The sequence below is a fragment of the Methylorubrum sp. SL192 genome, from assembly GCF_026672325.1.
Classification (GTDB): domain Bacteria; phylum Pseudomonadota; class Alphaproteobacteria; order Rhizobiales; family Beijerinckiaceae; genus Methylobacterium; species Methylobacterium extorquens.
Genome location: NZ_JAPPQV010000003.1, coordinates 1992885 through 2009274 on the forward strand (window position 1 = coordinate 1992885; position 16390 = coordinate 2009274).

18 protein-coding genes and 1 tRNA gene are annotated in these 16390 nt (G+C 67.7%); 15 read left to right on the forward strand and 4 right to left on the reverse strand.

Annotation, left to right across the window (positions count from 1 at the left end; genetic code table 11):
• Window positions 1-136 precede the first annotated feature (136 nt).
• On the reverse strand, window positions 137-808 hold the full coding sequence (locus OVA30_RS10085; RefSeq protein WP_012254137.1) for a spermidine synthase: 672 nt from the start codon (window positions 806-808) through the stop codon (window positions 137-139).
• Between the two features lie 88 nt (window positions 809-896).
• Between OVA30_RS10085 and OVA30_RS10090 the strand changes: the two genes are divergently transcribed.
• Entirely contained in the window at window positions 897-1148 is a 252-nt protein-coding gene (locus OVA30_RS10090) for a hypothetical protein (protein WP_004446489.1), read from the forward strand.
• 163 nt (window positions 1149-1311) lie between these two features.
• Here OVA30_RS10090 and OVA30_RS10095 read toward each other — a convergent pair.
• Window positions 1312-1388: transfer RNA gene (locus tag OVA30_RS10095), tRNA-His, on the reverse strand.
• A 148-nt stretch (window positions 1389-1536) separates the two neighbouring features.
• Here OVA30_RS10095 and OVA30_RS10100 point away from each other — a divergent pair.
• The 4 genes from OVA30_RS10100 (at window position 1537) to OVA30_RS10115 (ending at window position 5242) form a co-directional block, all read left to right on the forward strand.
• Window positions 1537-3378, forward strand: a complete 1842-nt coding sequence (locus OVA30_RS10100) for a chloride channel protein (RefSeq protein WP_268175350.1) — start codon at window positions 1537-1539, stop codon at window positions 3376-3378.
• A gap of 28 nt (window positions 3379-3406) precedes the next feature.
• Window positions 3407-3895: a hypothetical protein gene (locus OVA30_RS10105; RefSeq protein ID WP_268175351.1), complete on the forward strand. Its 489-nt coding sequence runs from the start codon at window positions 3407-3409 to the stop codon at window positions 3893-3895.
• 10 nt (window positions 3896-3905) lie between these two features.
• Entirely contained in the window at window positions 3906-4754 is an 849-nt protein-coding gene (gene kdsA / locus OVA30_RS10110) for a 3-deoxy-8-phosphooctulonate synthase (protein ID WP_268175352.1), read from the forward strand.
• Between the two features lie 176 nt (window positions 4755-4930).
• Window positions 4931-5242, forward strand: coding sequence for a hypothetical protein (locus OVA30_RS10115; protein ID WP_003597468.1), 312 nt, complete (start codon window positions 4931-4933; stop codon window positions 5240-5242).
• A 329-nt stretch (window positions 5243-5571) separates the two neighbouring features.
• On the opposite strand, the gene queF is transcribed toward OVA30_RS10115, so the two are convergent.
• Complete coding sequence (queF, locus tag OVA30_RS10120; protein WP_268175353.1) at window positions 5572-6033, reverse strand: preQ(1) synthase; 462 nt, start codon at window positions 6031-6033, stop codon at window positions 5572-5574.
• 292 nt (window positions 6034-6325) lie between these two features.
• Between queF and eno the strand changes: the two genes are divergently transcribed.
• The 8 genes from eno to OVA30_RS10160 all read left to right on the forward strand — a co-directional run bounded on the left by eno (window position 6326) and on the right by OVA30_RS10160 (window position 14593).
• Window positions 6326-7615 carry a phosphopyruvate hydratase gene (gene eno / locus OVA30_RS10125; protein WP_015951248.1) on the forward strand — a complete coding sequence of 430 codons (1290 nt, stop codon included), beginning with the start codon at window positions 6326-6328 and terminating at the stop codon, window positions 7613-7615.
• 135 nt (window positions 7616-7750) lie between these two features.
• The gene (locus OVA30_RS10130) at window positions 7751-8062 is read left to right on the forward strand and encodes an FtsB family cell division protein (RefSeq protein ID WP_003597459.1); all 312 of its coding nucleotides are present in this window, start codon (window positions 7751-7753) and stop codon (window positions 8060-8062) included.
• 175 nt (window positions 8063-8237) lie between these two features.
• Window positions 8238-9287: a pyruvate dehydrogenase (acetyl-transferring) E1 component subunit alpha gene (pdhA, locus tag OVA30_RS10135; RefSeq protein ID WP_003597457.1), complete on the forward strand. Its 1050-nt coding sequence runs from the start codon at window positions 8238-8240 to the stop codon at window positions 9285-9287.
• 106 nt (window positions 9288-9393) lie between these two features.
• The gene (locus OVA30_RS10140; RefSeq protein ID WP_268175354.1) at window positions 9394-10842 is read left to right on the forward strand and encodes a pyruvate dehydrogenase complex E1 component subunit beta; all 1449 of its coding nucleotides are present in this window, start codon (window positions 9394-9396) and stop codon (window positions 10840-10842) included.
• Window positions 10843-10852: 10 nt separating this feature from the next.
• Complete coding sequence (locus tag OVA30_RS10145) at window positions 10853-11131, forward strand: DUF5076 domain-containing protein (RefSeq protein WP_003597452.1); 279 nt, start codon at window positions 10853-10855, stop codon at window positions 11129-11131.
• Window positions 11132-11164: 33 nt separating this feature from the next.
• The gene (locus OVA30_RS10150) at window positions 11165-12577 is read left to right on the forward strand and encodes a pyruvate dehydrogenase complex dihydrolipoamide acetyltransferase (RefSeq protein ID WP_268175355.1); all 1413 of its coding nucleotides are present in this window, start codon (window positions 11165-11167) and stop codon (window positions 12575-12577) included.
• Between the two features lie 161 nt (window positions 12578-12738).
• Entirely contained in the window at window positions 12739-14178 is a 1440-nt protein-coding gene (gene lpdA, locus OVA30_RS10155; protein ID WP_147018635.1) for a dihydrolipoyl dehydrogenase, read from the forward strand.
• 262 nt (window positions 14179-14440) lie between these two features.
• Window positions 14441-14593 carry a hypothetical protein gene (locus OVA30_RS10160; protein ID WP_012753140.1) on the forward strand — a complete coding sequence of 51 codons (153 nt, stop codon included), beginning with the start codon at window positions 14441-14443 and terminating at the stop codon, window positions 14591-14593.
• Between the two features lie 96 nt (window positions 14594-14689).
• Here the strand turns inward: OVA30_RS10160 and OVA30_RS10165 are convergent, their stop codons facing one another.
• On the reverse strand, window positions 14690-15202 hold the full coding sequence (locus OVA30_RS10165; protein ID WP_056118924.1) for a hypothetical protein: 513 nt from the start codon (window positions 15200-15202) through the stop codon (window positions 14690-14692).
• 285 nt (window positions 15203-15487) lie between these two features.
• Between OVA30_RS10165 and OVA30_RS10170 the strand changes: the two genes are divergently transcribed.
• Together OVA30_RS10170 and OVA30_RS10175 are read left to right on the forward strand one after the other, a co-directional pair.
• A complete protein-coding gene (locus OVA30_RS10170; protein WP_253396394.1) occupies window positions 15488-15991 on the forward strand; it encodes a 1,3-beta-glucanase in 504 nt (167 codons plus the stop codon).
• 117 nt (window positions 15992-16108) lie between these two features.
• Window positions 16109-16369: a hypothetical protein gene (locus OVA30_RS10175; RefSeq protein WP_268175356.1), complete on the forward strand. Its 261-nt coding sequence runs from the start codon at window positions 16109-16111 to the stop codon at window positions 16367-16369.
• The last annotated feature ends 21 nt before the right edge of the window (window positions 16370-16390 follow it).

A 16390-nucleotide genomic window follows, 5' to 3' on the forward strand; every position in this document is an offset into this window, starting at 1 on the left:
GGCCGAACGATTCTGGCCCGGTGCGCGATTCTCACGGGTCCAACATCCGTGCGAGATCGAACCCGTGGGACACGCTCACAATGAGGCGGGCTGAAGCGCATGGCCCGGCCGTTCCGCGCCAGCAGCGCACCGAAGGTCAGGGCTGCGTTGCGAGCCAGATGACATGGCGGGGACCGCTCGAACCGCTGGCTGGCCGGCGAACCTCCTCGACGGCGAAACCGAGCCGCTGAAGCCGCGCCTTGAACTTCCGGTCCGGCGTCCCCGACCACACCCCGAGCGTGCCGCCGGGCTTGAGCGCCCATTGCGCCCGCTTCAGGCCCCACTCGTCGTAGAGCCGGTTGTTCGCGCGCCGCAGCAGACCCTCGGGGCCGTTATCCACATCCAAGAGGATCGCATCCCACCCGGCGGCCTCGGACTGGATCAGGCGGGTCACGTCCGTCTCGCGCAGTTCGACGCGCGGATCGTCGAGGCAGCCAGCGAAGATGGAAGCGAGCGGTCCGCGTGCCCAGGCGGCCACCGCCGGCACGAGTTCGGCGACGACGATGCGCGCGTCCGGTCCCAACTCCCGCAAAGCGGCGCGAAGGGTGAAGCCCATGCCGAGGCCGCCGATCAGGATGCGCGGCGCTGGCCGGCCCGTCAGCCGGGCGCAGGTCAGCGAGGCCAGCGCCTCCTCCGAGGTGCCCCGCGTGCTGTTCATCAGTTCGATGTTGCCGACGACGATGGAGAATTCACCGCCGCGCTGCATCAGGGCGAGGCTCTTGCCGCCGCCGGGCACGTCGCTGGTTTCGAGGTGCACCCACTCGTTCATCGCTGCCTTTCCCGGCCGGGCGCCGGGTGCGACCCCGCATGCGTCCGTCGCCATTGCTCTTTCCGCTGAAGGCCGCCTATCAGCGGGCATGTCTAAACGCACCAAATCTCTGCCGCAGCAGCGCGGCTTCGTTCTCTTCGACGTTGTCTTTGAGGACGGCACACGCGCCTCGAACCGGCGTGTCCCGATGGAAATCCTCGGCGGGCTCGACGGCGACGAGCCGGCGCGTCAACTCATCGCCGAGCAGGAAGCGGAAATCGCGCAGAAGGCCGGCCGGGCACCGCGTGAAATCCAGCAGCTCACGCGCTCGCCGATCGCGAAGCCGGTGATCGCCACCTGATGCCATGGCGCTGCCCCCTGCGCGCTGGCTCGTAGCGGCAGGGGAAGCCCGGCTTGTCTCGCAAGAGGATCCGACCGGCTCGCAAGTGCCGGCGGATCGGCCGGGCCCAAACGAAGAAGGGGCTGGCTCAGCGCCAACCCCTTCCCAACCATACGAAATTCGATGGTACCACCGCCCCGGCTCGAACGGGGGACCCCTAGATCCACAATCTAGTGCTCTAACCAACTGAGCTACGGCGGCACGTGAGGGGGGACTTATCCCGAGGCTCGCGGCATTTCAAGCGTCTTGAATGCGCCTCTTCGCGGTTCGCACCATCGATCCACCGATGCTAGACGGCGAGCGCATGGCCGCTATGGCCTGCGATCCGGACCCAGCCTCCGCGAGTGCGATGAGCCCGTCTCCGTCTCCGCCCACCGCCGCCCCGCTCGTCCAGGCACCGGTGCGGCTGCGGGCCTGGGTGCGGGGGAACGAGATTGCCCTGGTGGGGCTCGCGGCCGTCACGGGATGCGTCGGGGGGCTCGTCGTCGTCGCCATGAGCGGCGCCAGCCAGTTCCTGCGCGAAATCCTCTATCGGCTTCCCGCGGGCCAGCGCCTCAGCAGCCTGACGGATCTTCCGACCGACGGGCTGATGGGGGCCCCGTTCCTGGCTCCGGCGCTCGGCGGCGCGATCCTCGGCCTGCTGCTCCTGATCGCGACGAGGGGGCGCGGCAAGGCCAAGCGCGCAGTGGTCGATCCAATCGAGGCCAATGCCCTGCACGGCGGGCGGATGTCGCTGCGCGGCTCCCTCGATGTGGCGGCACAGAACGTGATCTCAAACGGCTGCGGCGCCTCGGTCGGGCTTGAGGCCGGCTACACCCAGGTCGCATCGGGGATCGCCTCGCGGCTCGGCATCGCCTTCGAGATGCGGCGTTCGGACCTGCGCACCCTGGTCGGCTGCGGCTCGGCAGCCGCCATTGCCGCCGCGTTCGGCTCGCCGCTGACCGGCGCCTTTTACGCGTTTGAACTCATCATCGGCACCTACACCATCGCGACGCTCGCCCCCGTCGTCGTCGCGGCGCTGTGCGGCAGCCTCGTGGCCCGGGCGCTCGCGCCCCAGCCGGCTTTGGTCGATGTCGGCGCTCTGGCGCTGGCCAAGAATACGGCTTTGGGGGCGGGCGATACGCTGCCGTGTCTCGTGCTCGGTCTCGTCTGCGCCGGCCTCGCGGTGCTGCTGATGCGGGGCGTAACGCTGGTGGAGCACGGCTTTCGCGCCTCGCGCCTGCCCGCACCCCTGCGGCCCGTTCTCGGTGGCCTGTGCGTCGGCGGGCTCGCGCTCGCGACGACCCCTCAGGTGCTCTCGGCCGGGCACGGCGCGCTCCACATCACCCTCGCGCCCGAGGCGGCGGGGCTCGGCGCGCTCGCCGGCCTCATCGTTGCCAAGGCCGCAGCCTCCGCGATGTCGATCGGATCGGGCTTCCGCGGCGGCCTGTTCTTCGCCTCGTTGTTCCTCGGCGCGCTGGTCGGCCGGCTGTTCGCCGGGCTGGCGCCGCTGGTCTGGCCCGGCTTCGAGGGGTTCGGCCTCGCGCCGGTCGGCTATGCCGTGATCGGCATGAGCGCCTTCGCCGTCGCCATCGTCGGCGGCCCGCTCACCATGACCTTTCTCGCTCTTGAGATGACGGGCAGCTTCCCCGTGACCGGGCTCGTGCTCGCCTCGGTGATCGCCTCCTCGCTCACGGTGCGGAAGACCTTCGGCTACTCCTTCGCCACGTGGCGCTTCCACCTGCGCGGCGAGAGCATCCGCAGCGCCCACGATGTCGGCTGGATGCGCTCCCTGACGGTCGGGCGGATGATGCGCAAGGACATTCGGCCGGTGCCCCTCGACACGCCGATGGCGACGTTCCTGCGCGCACATCCCCTCGGCTCGCCGTCGCGCGTGGTCGTGGTGGACGAGCACGATCGCTATGCCGGGATCGTCCTCGTGCCGGAGGCCCATGCGCGTGCGGCCGAGAATGGTGGCGAGACGCCGCACCTCGCCGACGTCGTGCGTTACCCAGGATCGTTTCTGCTCGCCGACATGACCGTCAAGCAGGCGGCGGAAGCGTTCGACGAGGCCGAGAGCGAAGAACTCGCCGTGCTCAGCGATCGGCAAAGCCGCCGCGTGATCGGGTTGCTGACCGAGAGCCACACGCTGAAGCGCTACAGCGAAGAGCTGGACCGGCAACGACGCGCCATGCTCGGGGAAGCGGCTTGAGCGGCGCGCCCGTGCTATGGATCGCGGCATGACCCTGCGCGCCCTTTTCGCCGGCCTCGCCCTCGTTTTCGCCCTCGGCACGGCGGCGCAAGCGGATTCCTGCGATGGGCTGACCGTGCGGTTGATCCGGGGAACGGGTGTTGCCCTGGCCGGACGCAGCGGCGCCACCGTCGTGTTCCGCGCCGCCGACGCGGACCGGATGAGCCTCGATTGCGACACGCCGCGGCGGCTCGCATTCCGCTCGAATCTCCGCGAGCCGCCGCGCGGGTTCTTCGTGCTGATCGGGCTCGCCGCGCGGGTACTGGCCGGAGCATCGGCCGATTCCGTCGAGACGCTTGCCCAGCGCCTGCACCAGGACAGCCTGCTCACCGGCGCGCCGCAGCTCGGCCGCGTCGGCGGCGCGGTGGTCCGCTGCGATCCCGGCGACCGGCCGGACGGCTTCGGTGTCGGCAGCCTGTGCCGCCTGGCGGCGGACCGGCCCCGCCGCGGTCTTTCCCGCGCGGCCTCGCCGGGCTAGAGCGGGCGCCATGCCCGAGACCGCACAGACTTCCGGTTCCGTCGTCCAGACCGGCGGCGTCGCCTTCGCCAACCATCTGCCGCTGGCGCTGATCGCCGGCCCGTGCCAGCTCGAAGGGCGAAATCACGCCCTCGAAATCGCTGCCGCTCTCAAGGAGATGGCGGCCAAGCTCGGCATCGGCCTCGTGTTCAAGTCGTCCTTCGACAAGGCCAACCGAACCTCCGGCCGCACCGCCCGGGGCGTCGGCCTCGACGAGGCGCTTCCGGTCTTTGCCGAGATCCGCGAGAGCCTCGGGCTTCCCGTGCTCACCGACGTGCACGAGGCCGAGCATTGTGCGCGGGCGGCGCAAGCCGTCGACATCCTGCAGATCCCGGCCTTCCTCTGCCGCCAGACCGACCTCCTGCTCGCCGCCGCCGCCACCGGGCGGGCAGTCAACGTCAAGAAGGGGCAGTTCCTCGCGCCCTGGGATATGGCCCATGTCGCGGCCAAGGTGACCGAGGCCGGCAACCCCAACGTCATCGTCACCGAGCGCGGCGCCTCCTTCGGCTACAACACGCTCGTCTCCGACATGCGCTCGCTGCCGATCATGGCTCGCGTCACCGGCGGCGCACCGGTGGTGTTCGATGCAACGCACTCGGTGCAGCAGCCGGGCGGGCAGGGCACCACCTCCGGCGGGCAGAGGGAGTTCGTCGCGGTGCTCGCCCGCGCCGCGGTGGCGGTCGGCGTGGCGGGCGTGTTTATCGAGACCCATCCCGATCCCAACCGCGCGCCCTCCGACGGGCCGAACATGGTGGCCTTGGCCGATCTGCCCGCTTTGATCGAGACCCTCATGGCGTTCGACCGTCTCGCCAAGGCGTAAGGCCGGCGCGAACGCACCGGCTTCAGATTCCATTCAGGCAACCTGGGCGATATTCGACTGCAATCGAGAACAACGCGGCTCCGCGTGAGGCTTCGATCCTGATCGGAGCCCGCGGGAACTTCCGGCAAAGCTCGGGTGTTTGACCGCAAAGATGCTTCTGGATTGGAAAGGACGCTATGCGTAAGCTTGCCCTTGTGACCGCCGCCCTGATCTCCGTCGGTACGCTCACCGCCACATCCGCCGATGCGCGCCCCTACGGCCGCGGCTACGGCCACCATTACGGTCATTATCATGGCGGCGGCTACGGCCCGCGCGCCTATTACGGCGGTCGCCGCCGTGGCATTGGCACCGGCGCGGCCGTGGGCCTCGGCATTGCGGGTCTCGCAGCCGGCGCGATCGCTGCCGGCGCGGCGCGCGACGCCTATGCCCGCGACAGCTACTACGGTCGTCCGGCCTACGGCGGCGGCTACTACGACTACGGCTACTGAGGCCTAAGCCTCCACCGATGCGAAGAGGCGGCCGGGCAACCGGCCGCCTTTTTCGTGCGCGAGCATGCCCGAGATCGCACGAGAATCCGCGGCGAACGAGAATCGAAAGACAGGCCGGGATTGTACACCCGCCGCTGACGCCAACACCGCTGTCGATCACCTCGCGCCGCTTCTGCGGCACAAGCTCGGCGCCTCCAAGCGCGATGATCTGCAGTGGATGCTGGAAGGTCGCCGTCATCCATGGCGGGCCGACCGAGGCCCAGGAGCGCTTCATCGCGCGCACCGTCCGCGTGCTCGCCGAGCAGCACTGACGGCGGAGGCGCAGTGGCTCAGCCCCGGCCGCGATAGGGCGCGACACCCTGGTCCGGCAGCCAGACCGATTTCAGGGGCTCACCCGTCTGCCAGAACACGTCGATCGGAATGCCGCCGCGCGGATACCAGTAGCCGCCGATGCGCAGCCAGCGCGGTTCGAGCAAGGCGACGAGCCGCCGTCCGATGCCGACGGTGCAATCCTCGTGGAAGGCGCCGTGGTTGCGGAAGGCGCCGAGGTAGAGCTTCAGCGATTTCGACTCTACGAGCCAACGGTCCGGCACGTAGTCGATGACGAGCGTCGCGAAATCCGGCTGGCCCGTCACCGGGCAGAGCGAGGTGAATTCCGGCGCGGTGAAGCGGGCGAGGTAATCGGCGTCGGCATGAGGGTTGGGCACGCGGTCGAGCTGTGCGGCCTCGGGCGAGGCCGGCAGCGGCGTCTGCTGCCCGAGTTGCTTGGCGTGGGTCTCGATCGAATCCATGGGGGCCTATAACCCGGCAACACCCCTGGCGCCTATGGCGCCGGGAGAATGCCAGGGATTCTCCCCGATCAACCGAACCGGACCGAGGACCGGTCCCGGAAACTGTGCCGCCCAGAAAAATTGTGGCGCCGGACGGATTTTGTGAAATGTGTTTGACCCTCGGAGCCGGCCGGGTGCTTGCCCGTATCCCGAGGTTGGCGGATAAGCCCGCAACGCAGAGCGTCGCAGGACGCGCGGGCCTCGACGGCATCCGCGAGACGACCCCGCCGCGACGCGCCGCCAAGGAGCGCTCATGACCGCGATCACCAATATCGCCGCCCGCGAGATTCTCGACAGCCGTGGCAACCCCACCGTCGAGGTCGATGTCCTTCTGGAGGACGGCTCTTTCGGCCGCGCCGCCGTCCCCTCCGGCGCCTCCACCGGCGCCCACGAGGCGGTCGAGCTGCGGGACGGCGACAAGAGCCGCTACAACGGCAAGGGCGTGCTCAAGGCCGTCGACGCGGTGCAGAGCGAAATTCTCGACGCGATCGGCGGCATGGATGCCGAGGATCAGGTCGCCGTCGATGAGGCGATGATCGCGCTCGACGGCACCCCCAACAAGGCACGGCTCGGCGCCAACGCCATCCTCGGCGTCTCGCTCGCGGTCGCCAAGGCTGCGGCCGAGACCGCCGGCCTGCCGCTCTACCGCTACGTCGGCGGCGTGCAGGGCCGGGTGCTCCCGGTGCCGATGATGAACATCGTCAACGGCGGGGCCCACGCCGACAACCCGATCGACTTCCAGGAATTCATGGTGATGCCGGTCGGCGCCACCTCGCTCTCCGACGCGGTGCGGATGGGCGCCGAGATCTTCCACACCCTCAAGAGCGCCCTGAAGAAGGCCGGCCACAACACGAATGTCGGCGACGAGGGCGGCTTCGCCCCGAACCTGCCGTCGGCCGAGGCCGCGCTCGATTTCGTCATGGAATCGATCAACGCCGCCGGGTTCAAGCCCGGCAGCGATGTCGTGCTGGCGCTCGACTGCGCCGCGACCGAGTTCTTCAAGGACGGCGCCTACCGCTACGAGGGCGAGGGCCAGACCCGCTCGATCGAGCAACAGGTCGATTACCTCGCCAAGCTGACCGAGGCCTATCCGATTCTCTCCATCGAGGACGGCATGTCCGAGGATGATTGGGACGGCTGGAAGCTCCTCACCGACCGGATCGGCAGCCGTGTGCAGCTCGTCGGCGACGACCTGTTCGTCACCAATGTCGAGCGGCTCGCCCGCGGTATCGAGACGGGAACGGCCAACTCGATTCTCGTGAAGGTCAACCAGATCGGCTCGCTCACCGAGACCCTGGCCGCGGTCGATATGGCCCAGCGCGCCGGCTACACCGCGGTGATGTCGCACCGCTCCGGCGAGACCGAGGATTCCACCATCGCCGACCTCGCGGTCGCGACGAATTGCGGGCAGATCAAGACCGGCTCGCTCGCCCGCTCGGACAGACTGGCCAAGTACAACCAGCTCATCCGCATCGAGGAGGGCCTCGGTGCCCAGGCGCTCTACGCCGGCCGCAGCGCGATCCGCCAGCTCGCCGGGCGCTGATCGCTTCTGAAAGATCGACGCGCGGCAGGCCTAAACGGCCCGCCGCGCGTTTTTCGTTTGTGGAGACCGAGGGCGCGCGATTGCGCCGCGCGGAAACGCTTTCTTCACCTTGTTCGGGCGAAGCTCCGAGTTGCCATGGTCATTCGTCGCCGCGTCCGCGCCATCGTCGTCCCCGCCGTCCTCTGGACGGTCTCGGCTCTCGTCGTGGGCTACTTCGTGCATCAAGCGGAAAGCGGCAGCCGCGGCCTCGAAGCCAAGCGCGTCCTCAAGGTCGAGGCCTACGGGCTCACCCAGGAATTGAACGCCGCCAAGGCCGAGCGGGCGACCTGGGAGCACCGGGTCTCGCTGCTGCGGAGCGAACAGATCGACCGCGACCTTCTGGAAGAGCGGGCCCGCGTCGTGCTCGGCCGCGTCCACGCCAATGACCTCGTTATCATCGGTCCATAAATTTTTATTTCCGCAAGACTAAACGCGATAAATATTCATTTGCACTGTCCTTCCGATTTATCCTCCGATGCAACCGTGACGGTAACAGCATTTGATGGCTGTCAGCCCGCCCCTCGATTTCCGTAATTCGCTGCCCTAGAACCCTCTGCAACAACGCGATTGCGGGAGGACACCGATGGGTGCGGGCAGCGAGGCGGGGAAACCTGCGGCGGAAACAGACGCGCCGCAACATCGGCCGGCACCGAATATTCCGCAGTTCACGAAGGACGAAGACCTTCACGCCTACCGCGAGATGTTGAGTATCCGTCGCTTCGAGGAGAAGGCGGGTCAGCTCTACGGCATGGGTCTGATCGGCGGCTTCTGTCACCTCTATATCGGCCAGGAAGCTGTGGTCGTCGGCATGCAGATGGCCGGTGAGGACGGTGACCAGAACATCACCGGCTATCGCGACCACGGCCACATGCTCGCCTGCGGCATGGACCCCAAGGGCGTGATGGCCGAGTTGACCGGACGCCGCGGAGGCTATTCCCGCGGCAAGGGCGGCTCGATGCACATGTTCAGCCGCGAGAAGCAGTTCTTCGGCGGCCACGGCATCGTCGGCGCGCAGGTCGCGCTCGGCACCGGCCTCGCCTTCGCCGACGCCTATCTCAAGAACGGCAAGGTCAGCTTCACCTATATGGGCGACGGCGCGGCCAACCAGGGCCAGGTCTACGAGAGCTTCAACATGGCGGCTCTGTGGAAGCTGCCGGTGGTCTACGTGATCGAGAACAACCGCTACGCCATGGGCACGTCGGTGGCCCGCGCCTCGGCGCAGACGGACTTCTCGAAGCGCGGCCTGTCGTTCGGCATCCCCGGCGAGCAGGTGGACGGCATGGATGTGCGCACGGTTCGCGAAGCCGCGGCGCGGGCCATTAACCACGCCCGTTCGGGCGAGGGCCCCTACATCCTCGAGATGCAGACCTACCGCTATCGCGGTCACTCGATGTCCGATCCGGCCAAGTACCGGACCAAGGACGAGGTCTCGAAGATGCGCGACGAGCACGATCCGATCGAGATGGTGCGCAAGCGTCTGCTCGAGGCGCACGGCGTGCCCGAGGCGGAGCTGAAGAGCATCGACGCCAAGGTCCGCGAGATCGTCAACGAGTCGGCGGATTTCGCGACCCACGATCCCGAGCCCGATCCGTCGGAACTCTGGACCGACATCCTTCTCGAAGCCCGCGCCTGAATGTGTCCCTGCCCCCCGCGCCGTCTCGGCCCGGGGGGTTCTCAGCGACGCGTTTGATAAAAACACGCCCGACCGTCGACGCACCCGGATCGATAGAGCAGCGCATATGGCGACCGACATCCTGATGCCCGCCCTTTCTCCGACCATGGAGGAGGGAAAGCTCGCCAAATGGCTGAAAAAGGAGGGCGATCCGGTCAAGGCCGGCGATATCCTGGCCGAGATCGAAACCGATAAGGCGACGATGGAGGTCGAGGCGATCGACGAGGGCGTCCTCGCCAAGATCCTCGTTGCCGACGGCACCGAGAACGTTGCCGTGAACACGCCGATCGCGATCATCGCCGAAGAGGGCGAGGACGTGGCCGCGGCGGCCGCAAGCGGCGGCAAGGCCAAGCCGGACGGCGCCGCTGGCGGTACGCCGGCTCCGACCCCCGACATGCAGGCCGAGGGCATGGCCGACAGCTCGGCCGCCACCGCCAAGACCGGCGACGATGCGCAGAAGGCCCCGGCCTCGCCCGCGATCGTCACCAACAAGGCGCCGGACCCGGTGATGGAGGAGTTCCCGGCCGACTCTCCGATGAAGACCACGACCGTGCGCGAAGCCCTACGCGACGCCATGGCCGAGGAGATGCGCAAGGACGACAAGGTCCTCGTGATGGGCGAGGAGGTCGCCGAGTACCAGGGCGCCTACAAGATCACGCAAGGCCTGCTTCAGGAGTTCGGCGCGCGCCGCGTGGTCGATACGCCGATCACCGAGCACGGCTTTGCCGGCATCGGCGTCGGTGCGGCCTTCATGGGCCTCAAGCCCATCGTCGAGTTCATGACCTTTAACTTCGCCATGCAGGCGATCGATCACATCATCAACTCGGCGGCCAAGACGCTCTACATGTCCGGCGGCCAGCTCGGTTGCCCGATCGTGTTCCGCGGCCCCAACGGCGCGGCCGCCCGCGTCGGCGCCCAGCACAGCCACGACTACGCCGCGTGGTACTCGAACGTACCGGGCCTGAAGGTGATCGCGCCCTACACCGCTTCCGACGCCAAGGGCCTGCTCAAGGCGGCGATCCGCGACCCCAACCCGGTGATCTTCCTCGAGAACGAGATTCTCTACGGTCAGTCCTTCCCGGTTCCGGAGATCGAGGATTTCGTCCTGCCGATCGGCAAGGCGCGCGTCCACCGTCCGGGCAAGGACGTCACCATCGTCTCCTTCTCGATCGGCATGACCTACGCCCTTAAGGCGGCCCAGGCGCTGGCCGAGGAGGGCATCGAGGCGGAGGTGATCGACCTGCGCACGATCCGCCCGATGGACAGCGCCACCGTGGTGGAATCGGTGAAGAAGACCGGCCGCTGCGTCTGCGTGGAAGAAGGCTTCCCGCAATCGGGTGTCGGCGCCGAGATCGTCGCCCGCCTGATGGTCGATGCCTTCGACTATCTCGATGCGCCCGTCCTGCGGGTCACCGGCAAGGACGTGCCGATGCCCTACGCGGCCAATCTCGAGAAGCTCGCCCTGCCCAGCGTGGCTGATGTCATCGAGGCGGTCAAAAGCGTCTGCTACAAATAAATACAGGTAAATGTCGGAAACATTCGAAGAACTTGAGATCCCGCCCGACGCCCTGGAACAGGGCGGGATCGAGATCGTGCGCGCCTCCATCGTCGATGGCGCCGTGAGCGTGGCGCTCCGGCGGGCCTTCGACGACCCGGCGACCTGGGGCCGCCTGCTCATCGACCTCGCGCGGCAAGCCGCCCGCGCCTACGCGATGGAAACGGACACCTCGGAGGAGGAAGCCTTCGAGCGCATCCGTGCCGGGTGGGAGGCGGAAAGCCTCGATCCCAACAACGCCCTCAACTGACCCTTCCTCTCAAGGCCGCTCGGGAACGATACGATGCCGATCAACGTCCTGATGCCCGCGCTCTCCCCGACCATGGAGAAGGGCAACCTCGCCAAGTGGCTCAAGAAGGAGGGCGACGCCGTCAAGTCCGGCGACGTCATCGCCGAGATCGAGACCGACAAGGCCACCATGGAGGTCGAGGCGGTCGATGAGGGCGTGCTCGCCAAGATTCTTGTGGCCGAAGGCACTGCCGACGTTCCGGTCAACGAGCTGATCGCGCTGATCGCCGAAGAAGGCGAGGATCCGGGCAGCGTCCAGGCGCCCAAGGGTGGTGCCGAGGCGAAGACCGCCCCCGTCGAGCCGAAGGGCACGCCCGACCAGAACGCCGCGCCCAATGGCTCCCACGCCTCCTACGCGCGCGTCGATCAGGTGCCCGAAGGTGCCAAGCCGAACGGCGCGGCGCAGCCGGCAGGCTCCGGCGATCGCGTCTTCGCCTCGCCGCTCGCGCGCCGTATCGCGAAGCAGGAAGGCGTCGATCTCTCGGCGGTGAAGGGCTCGGGTCCGCATGGCCGCGTGATCCAGCGCGACGTACAGGCGGTGATCGAGAACGGCACGGCGAAGGCCGGTGCGGCGGCCAAGCCCGAGACCAAGTCGGAGGCCAAAAGTGCTCCGGCGCCCGAGAAATCCGCGCCGAAGGCGGCCGCTGGGGGCGGCGCCCCGGCCGGGCTCAGCCTCGATCAGGTCAAGGGCTTCTACGAGAAGGGCAGCTTCGAGGAAGTGCCGCTCGACGGCATGCGCAAGACGATCGCCAAGCGCCTCACCGAGGCCATGCAGGTCGCGCCGCACTTCTACCTCACCGTCGATTGCGAACTCGATGCGCTGATGAAGCTGCGCGAAACGCTCAACGGCTCGGCCGGCAAGGACAAGGACGGCAAGCCGCTGTTCAAGCTCTCGGTGAACGACTTCGTCATTAAGGCGATGGGCCTCGCGCTCACCCGCGTCCCCGCCGCCAACGCCGTCTGGGCGGAGGACCGCATCCTGCGCTTCAAGCACGCCGAGGTCGGCGTCGCGGTGGCGATCGATGGCGGCCTGTTCACCCCGGTGATCCGCAAGGCCGACCAGAAGACGCTCTCCACCATCTCCAACGAGATGAAGGATTTCGCAGGCCGCGCGCGCGCCAAGAAGCTGAAGCCAGAGGAGTACCAGGGCGGCGTCACCTCGGTGTCGAACCTTGGCATGTTCGGCATCAAGCACTTCACGGCTGTGATCAACCCGCCGCAATCGAGCATCCTCGCGGTCGGCGCGGGCGAGAAGCGCGTCGTGGTGAAGGACGGGCAGCCGACCGTTGCCCAGGTGATGACAGCGACCCTCTCCTGCGATCACCGCGTCCTGGACGGCGCGCTCGGCGCCGAGCTGATCGCCGCCTTCAAGGGGCTGATCGAAAACCCGATGGGAATGCTCGTCTAAGGGCCGTCGAGCCGAACCGTCGCCCCCGCTGCGCGGGGCGAGCGGGATGGCGAATCGGCGCGAGCCGACTGCTCTCGTGATCCGTCCGTCACCGCCGGCCGAGCCGCCCGACCCTCACTCTCACCCCCTCCCCACAAGCGGGAGGGGAGCAGGAGGTCTTGATGTCCGAAACCTATGACGTCCTCATCATCGGCGCGGGGCCCGGCGGCTACGTGGCCGCGATCCGCTCAGCACAGCTCGGTTTCAAGACCGCCGTGGTCGACCGCGAGCATCTCGGCGGCATCTGTCTGAACTGGGGCTGCATTCCCACCAAGGCCCTGCTGCGCTCGGCCGAGATCTACCACTACATGCAGCACGCCTCCGATTACGGTCTCTCCGCCAAGGAGGTCAGCTTCGACGCGGCAGCGATCGTCAAGCGCTCGCGCGGGGTGTCGGGCCGGCTCAACGGCGGCGTCGGCATGCTGCTGAAGAAGAACAAGGTCGATGTGATCTGGGGCGAGGCCTCGATTGAGTCCGGCGCCAAGGGCAACGAGCCCGGCAAGGTCACGGTCAAGGAGACCAAGCGCGCCGAGCCGCCGAAGGGCGCCAAGGGTGCGGGCACCTACGCGGCCAAGCACATCATCGTCGCGACCGGCGCCCGCCCGCGCGTTCTGCCCGGCATCGAGCCCGACAAGAAGCAGATCTGGACCTATTACGAGGCGATGGTCCCGGAGAAGATGCCCAAGAGCCTGCTGGTGATGGGCTCGGGCGCCATCGGCATCGAGTTCGCCTCGTTCTACCGCACGATGGGCGCCGACGTGACGGTCATCGAGCTGCTGCCGCAGATCCTGCCGGTCGAGGATGCGGAGATCGCCGGTCTCGCCCGCAAGCGTTTCGAGAAACAGGGCATCAAGATCCTCACCAGCGCCAAGGTGACGAAGGTCGAGAAGGGCGCCGACTCGGTCACCGCAACGGTCGAGGACGACAAGGGCAAGACGCAGCAGCTCACCGCCGAGAAGCTGATCTCGGCCGTCGGCGTCGTCGGCAATATCGAGAATCTGGGTCTCGAGAAGGTCGGGGTGAAGATCGAGCGCGGCGTCGTCGTGACCGACGGGCTCGGACGCACCAACGTGCCGGGCGTCTACGCCATCGGCGATGTGGCCGGCCCGCCGATGCTGGCCCACAAGGCCGAGCACGAGGGCGTCATCTGCGTCGAGACCATCAAGGGCCTGCACACCCACCCGATGGACAAGGCCAAGATCCCGGGCTGCACCTATTGCCAGCCGCAGATCGCCAGCGTGGGCGTCACCGAGGGGAAGGCGAAGGAGCTCGGCCTCTCGATCAAGGTCGGCCGCTTCCCCTTCGCGGGCAACGGCAAGGCGATCGCGCTCGGCGAGCCGGACGGTCTCGTCAAGACGATCTTTGATGCAAAGACCGGCCAGTTGCTCGGCGCCCACATGATCGGTGCCGAAGTCACCGAGCTGATCCAGGGCTACGTCGTCGCGATGACCCTGGAATCGACCGAAGAAGAGCTGATGCACACGGTGTTCCCGCATCCGACACTCTCCGAGATGATGCATGAGAGCGTGCTCGATGCGTATGGCCGGGTGATCCACACCTGACCCCGAGCGATCGCTCCTCGCGAAGTTAAAACCATCGATCGGCGTGCAGGATCGGGCTCGTTGCCCCGGCCCTGCGCGCCCACTTCGTTTTGCACGGGCTTCCACGCGCGTTCGGCCTGGCAGCGTGCGGCGCGGGCGCAAAGAATTTCCCGGTGGATATTCGTTAAGAATGACGGATGAATCCGTTCGGACGAACTTCTGAGGCAGAGGCGTGCCGTATACCAGAGATCATGCATTCTGGATGCGGAAGCTCACCCCCCTCATGATCCTACGAGTTCTTCTGCTCGGCCTCGGACTCGGAGCCATCTACGCTGCGCTCACCACGCTGCGCGTCCACCTCTACGTCACTCTTCTGCTGCTGTTTTTGAGTGCAGGGCCGTTGAGCTACCTCGTCTTCCGGGAAGAGCACGAATAGGCGTCGCCAGGCGCGCCGGAGCCCCTCCCATAAGAAAAGGGCGTGACCGCCTCAGCGCTCACGCCCGTTTTGCTTCGGTCGGACAGGGTCGTTCGCTCAGCGCGGGCCGCCGCCGCGGCGCATGGCGATTTCCTGACCTTCCTGGTTCACCGCGCCCGAGGGGGCATTCCGCTCGTTCGGGACCGGATTCATGCCCTCGTTTGCGGTGCGGGAAGATGGTCGGCCGTCGGCTGGGTTTCCGGCCGCGCGTTTCAGAGCGAGGGCACGGCGGGCCCCGGAGACCGTCCGACCGCGGGCGTCGGCGATGCGGCGGCGCTCATGCTCCTTGCTGACACGCTTCACGGCCGCGGCGAGCAAAGCCGCCTTCTCGCGGGTGCCGGAATTGTCGGAGGCCGGGTTCGCTCCGGACGGGGCGGCCTTGCCACGCAGCTCGCGCCTTTGGCGGCGCGACACATCGCGGGCGCGGTCGCGGCGTTCGCGGAGCAGGCGGATCAAGTCGGGCAGGGCCTTGTCGTCTTCCGCATCTAGCTCGGGGTGATGCGAGCGCTTCACCAACTCGGTCTCACCGGCATCCAGCAGCCGCTCCTCACGGCGTCGCGATACGGACATGGTTTCCCCCGGTTCTTTCAGATTGCGTGTGACACGAGCGGACCAGCGCGAGGCGCCGATGCTCGAACGCCAACACCTCCGTTCCGCGAAGGTTGCCTCGGCCTACACCCAAGGATCGCGTCGGCGTCATCTTGGCGTCCCTGGCACGATCTCCGCTTCGCCGTCCGTGGTGCGGTGAGCCGGCGGTGGTGGTTCCGTAGGGCTCGCAACGCGCAGCAACCGTGACACCCGGGTGGCGTTGGTTGCACACGCGGACGAGGGCCGGCGCGAAAGCGGGAATCCACCATGACCATGATGCGCACCGTGTGGGTTGGCCTCGTGGCCTCGGGCGTCGGACTCGGCGGCATGCCGGCTCTTGCCCAGACATCCGGCGGCGCTGGATTGCCCTCCGGCTTCACCGCGCCAGGCCTTCCCTTCGGCCCGACGTCGTCGGTCGCCACGGTCGCGTCACCGAGTCCGACCATGGCGCTTGCCAATCCCGGCGGGTTGAGTTTCGGCGGCGCCTCCCGTGCGTCGGGCCTCGGCGCATCCACACCGTCCGGCAGCAACGCGGGAGGTTTGAGCTTCGGCGGCGCGGCCTCGACCGCCGTCGGCGGGTCCGGATTGCGTTCGACCGGCGGCGGGGCGGGAGCCCTCGGACGTCGCCCCCTCGACGACGTGGCCGCTAATCCCGGATCGGGCGGGGGAGGGGGTGCGCCCGCGGGTGCCGGCATCGCCGGAGGCGGAGGCTTCTCCCGCAGACCGACCGATGCTTATTTCGATCCGCTCTCCGGCTCTGGCCTGCGCTGACGGCATGGAGGGTGGGACCCGGCCGCGATGTCCACAGTCCGAGCCGGTCCCAGTAAGGTCTCGTTAACCAATTCGGTATGTTCTATCTTCGTTCTCATGCCGAGTCGGAGAAAGACGATGCCCAAGCCTCAGACTGCCGAGCGGAGCCGAGGCACGTTCACACCCGCGACCGATCTCGGACAGGAGCGAGCCGCCTCCTGCCCCGTGGAGGAGATTGCCCAGGCGTATCTCAACAGCACGGATGGCGACGCGGGCATCGCGCTGCGCTGCGCGATCACCGACGCCTTGTCCGATTTGATGGAGGCCGCGCGGCAGGACCGTGAGAACAGCCGCCTCATCTCGCGCGGTTTTGTCCGTAACAGACGGCCACATGGGTAGCGATTTGAGGCGTGGCGGTAA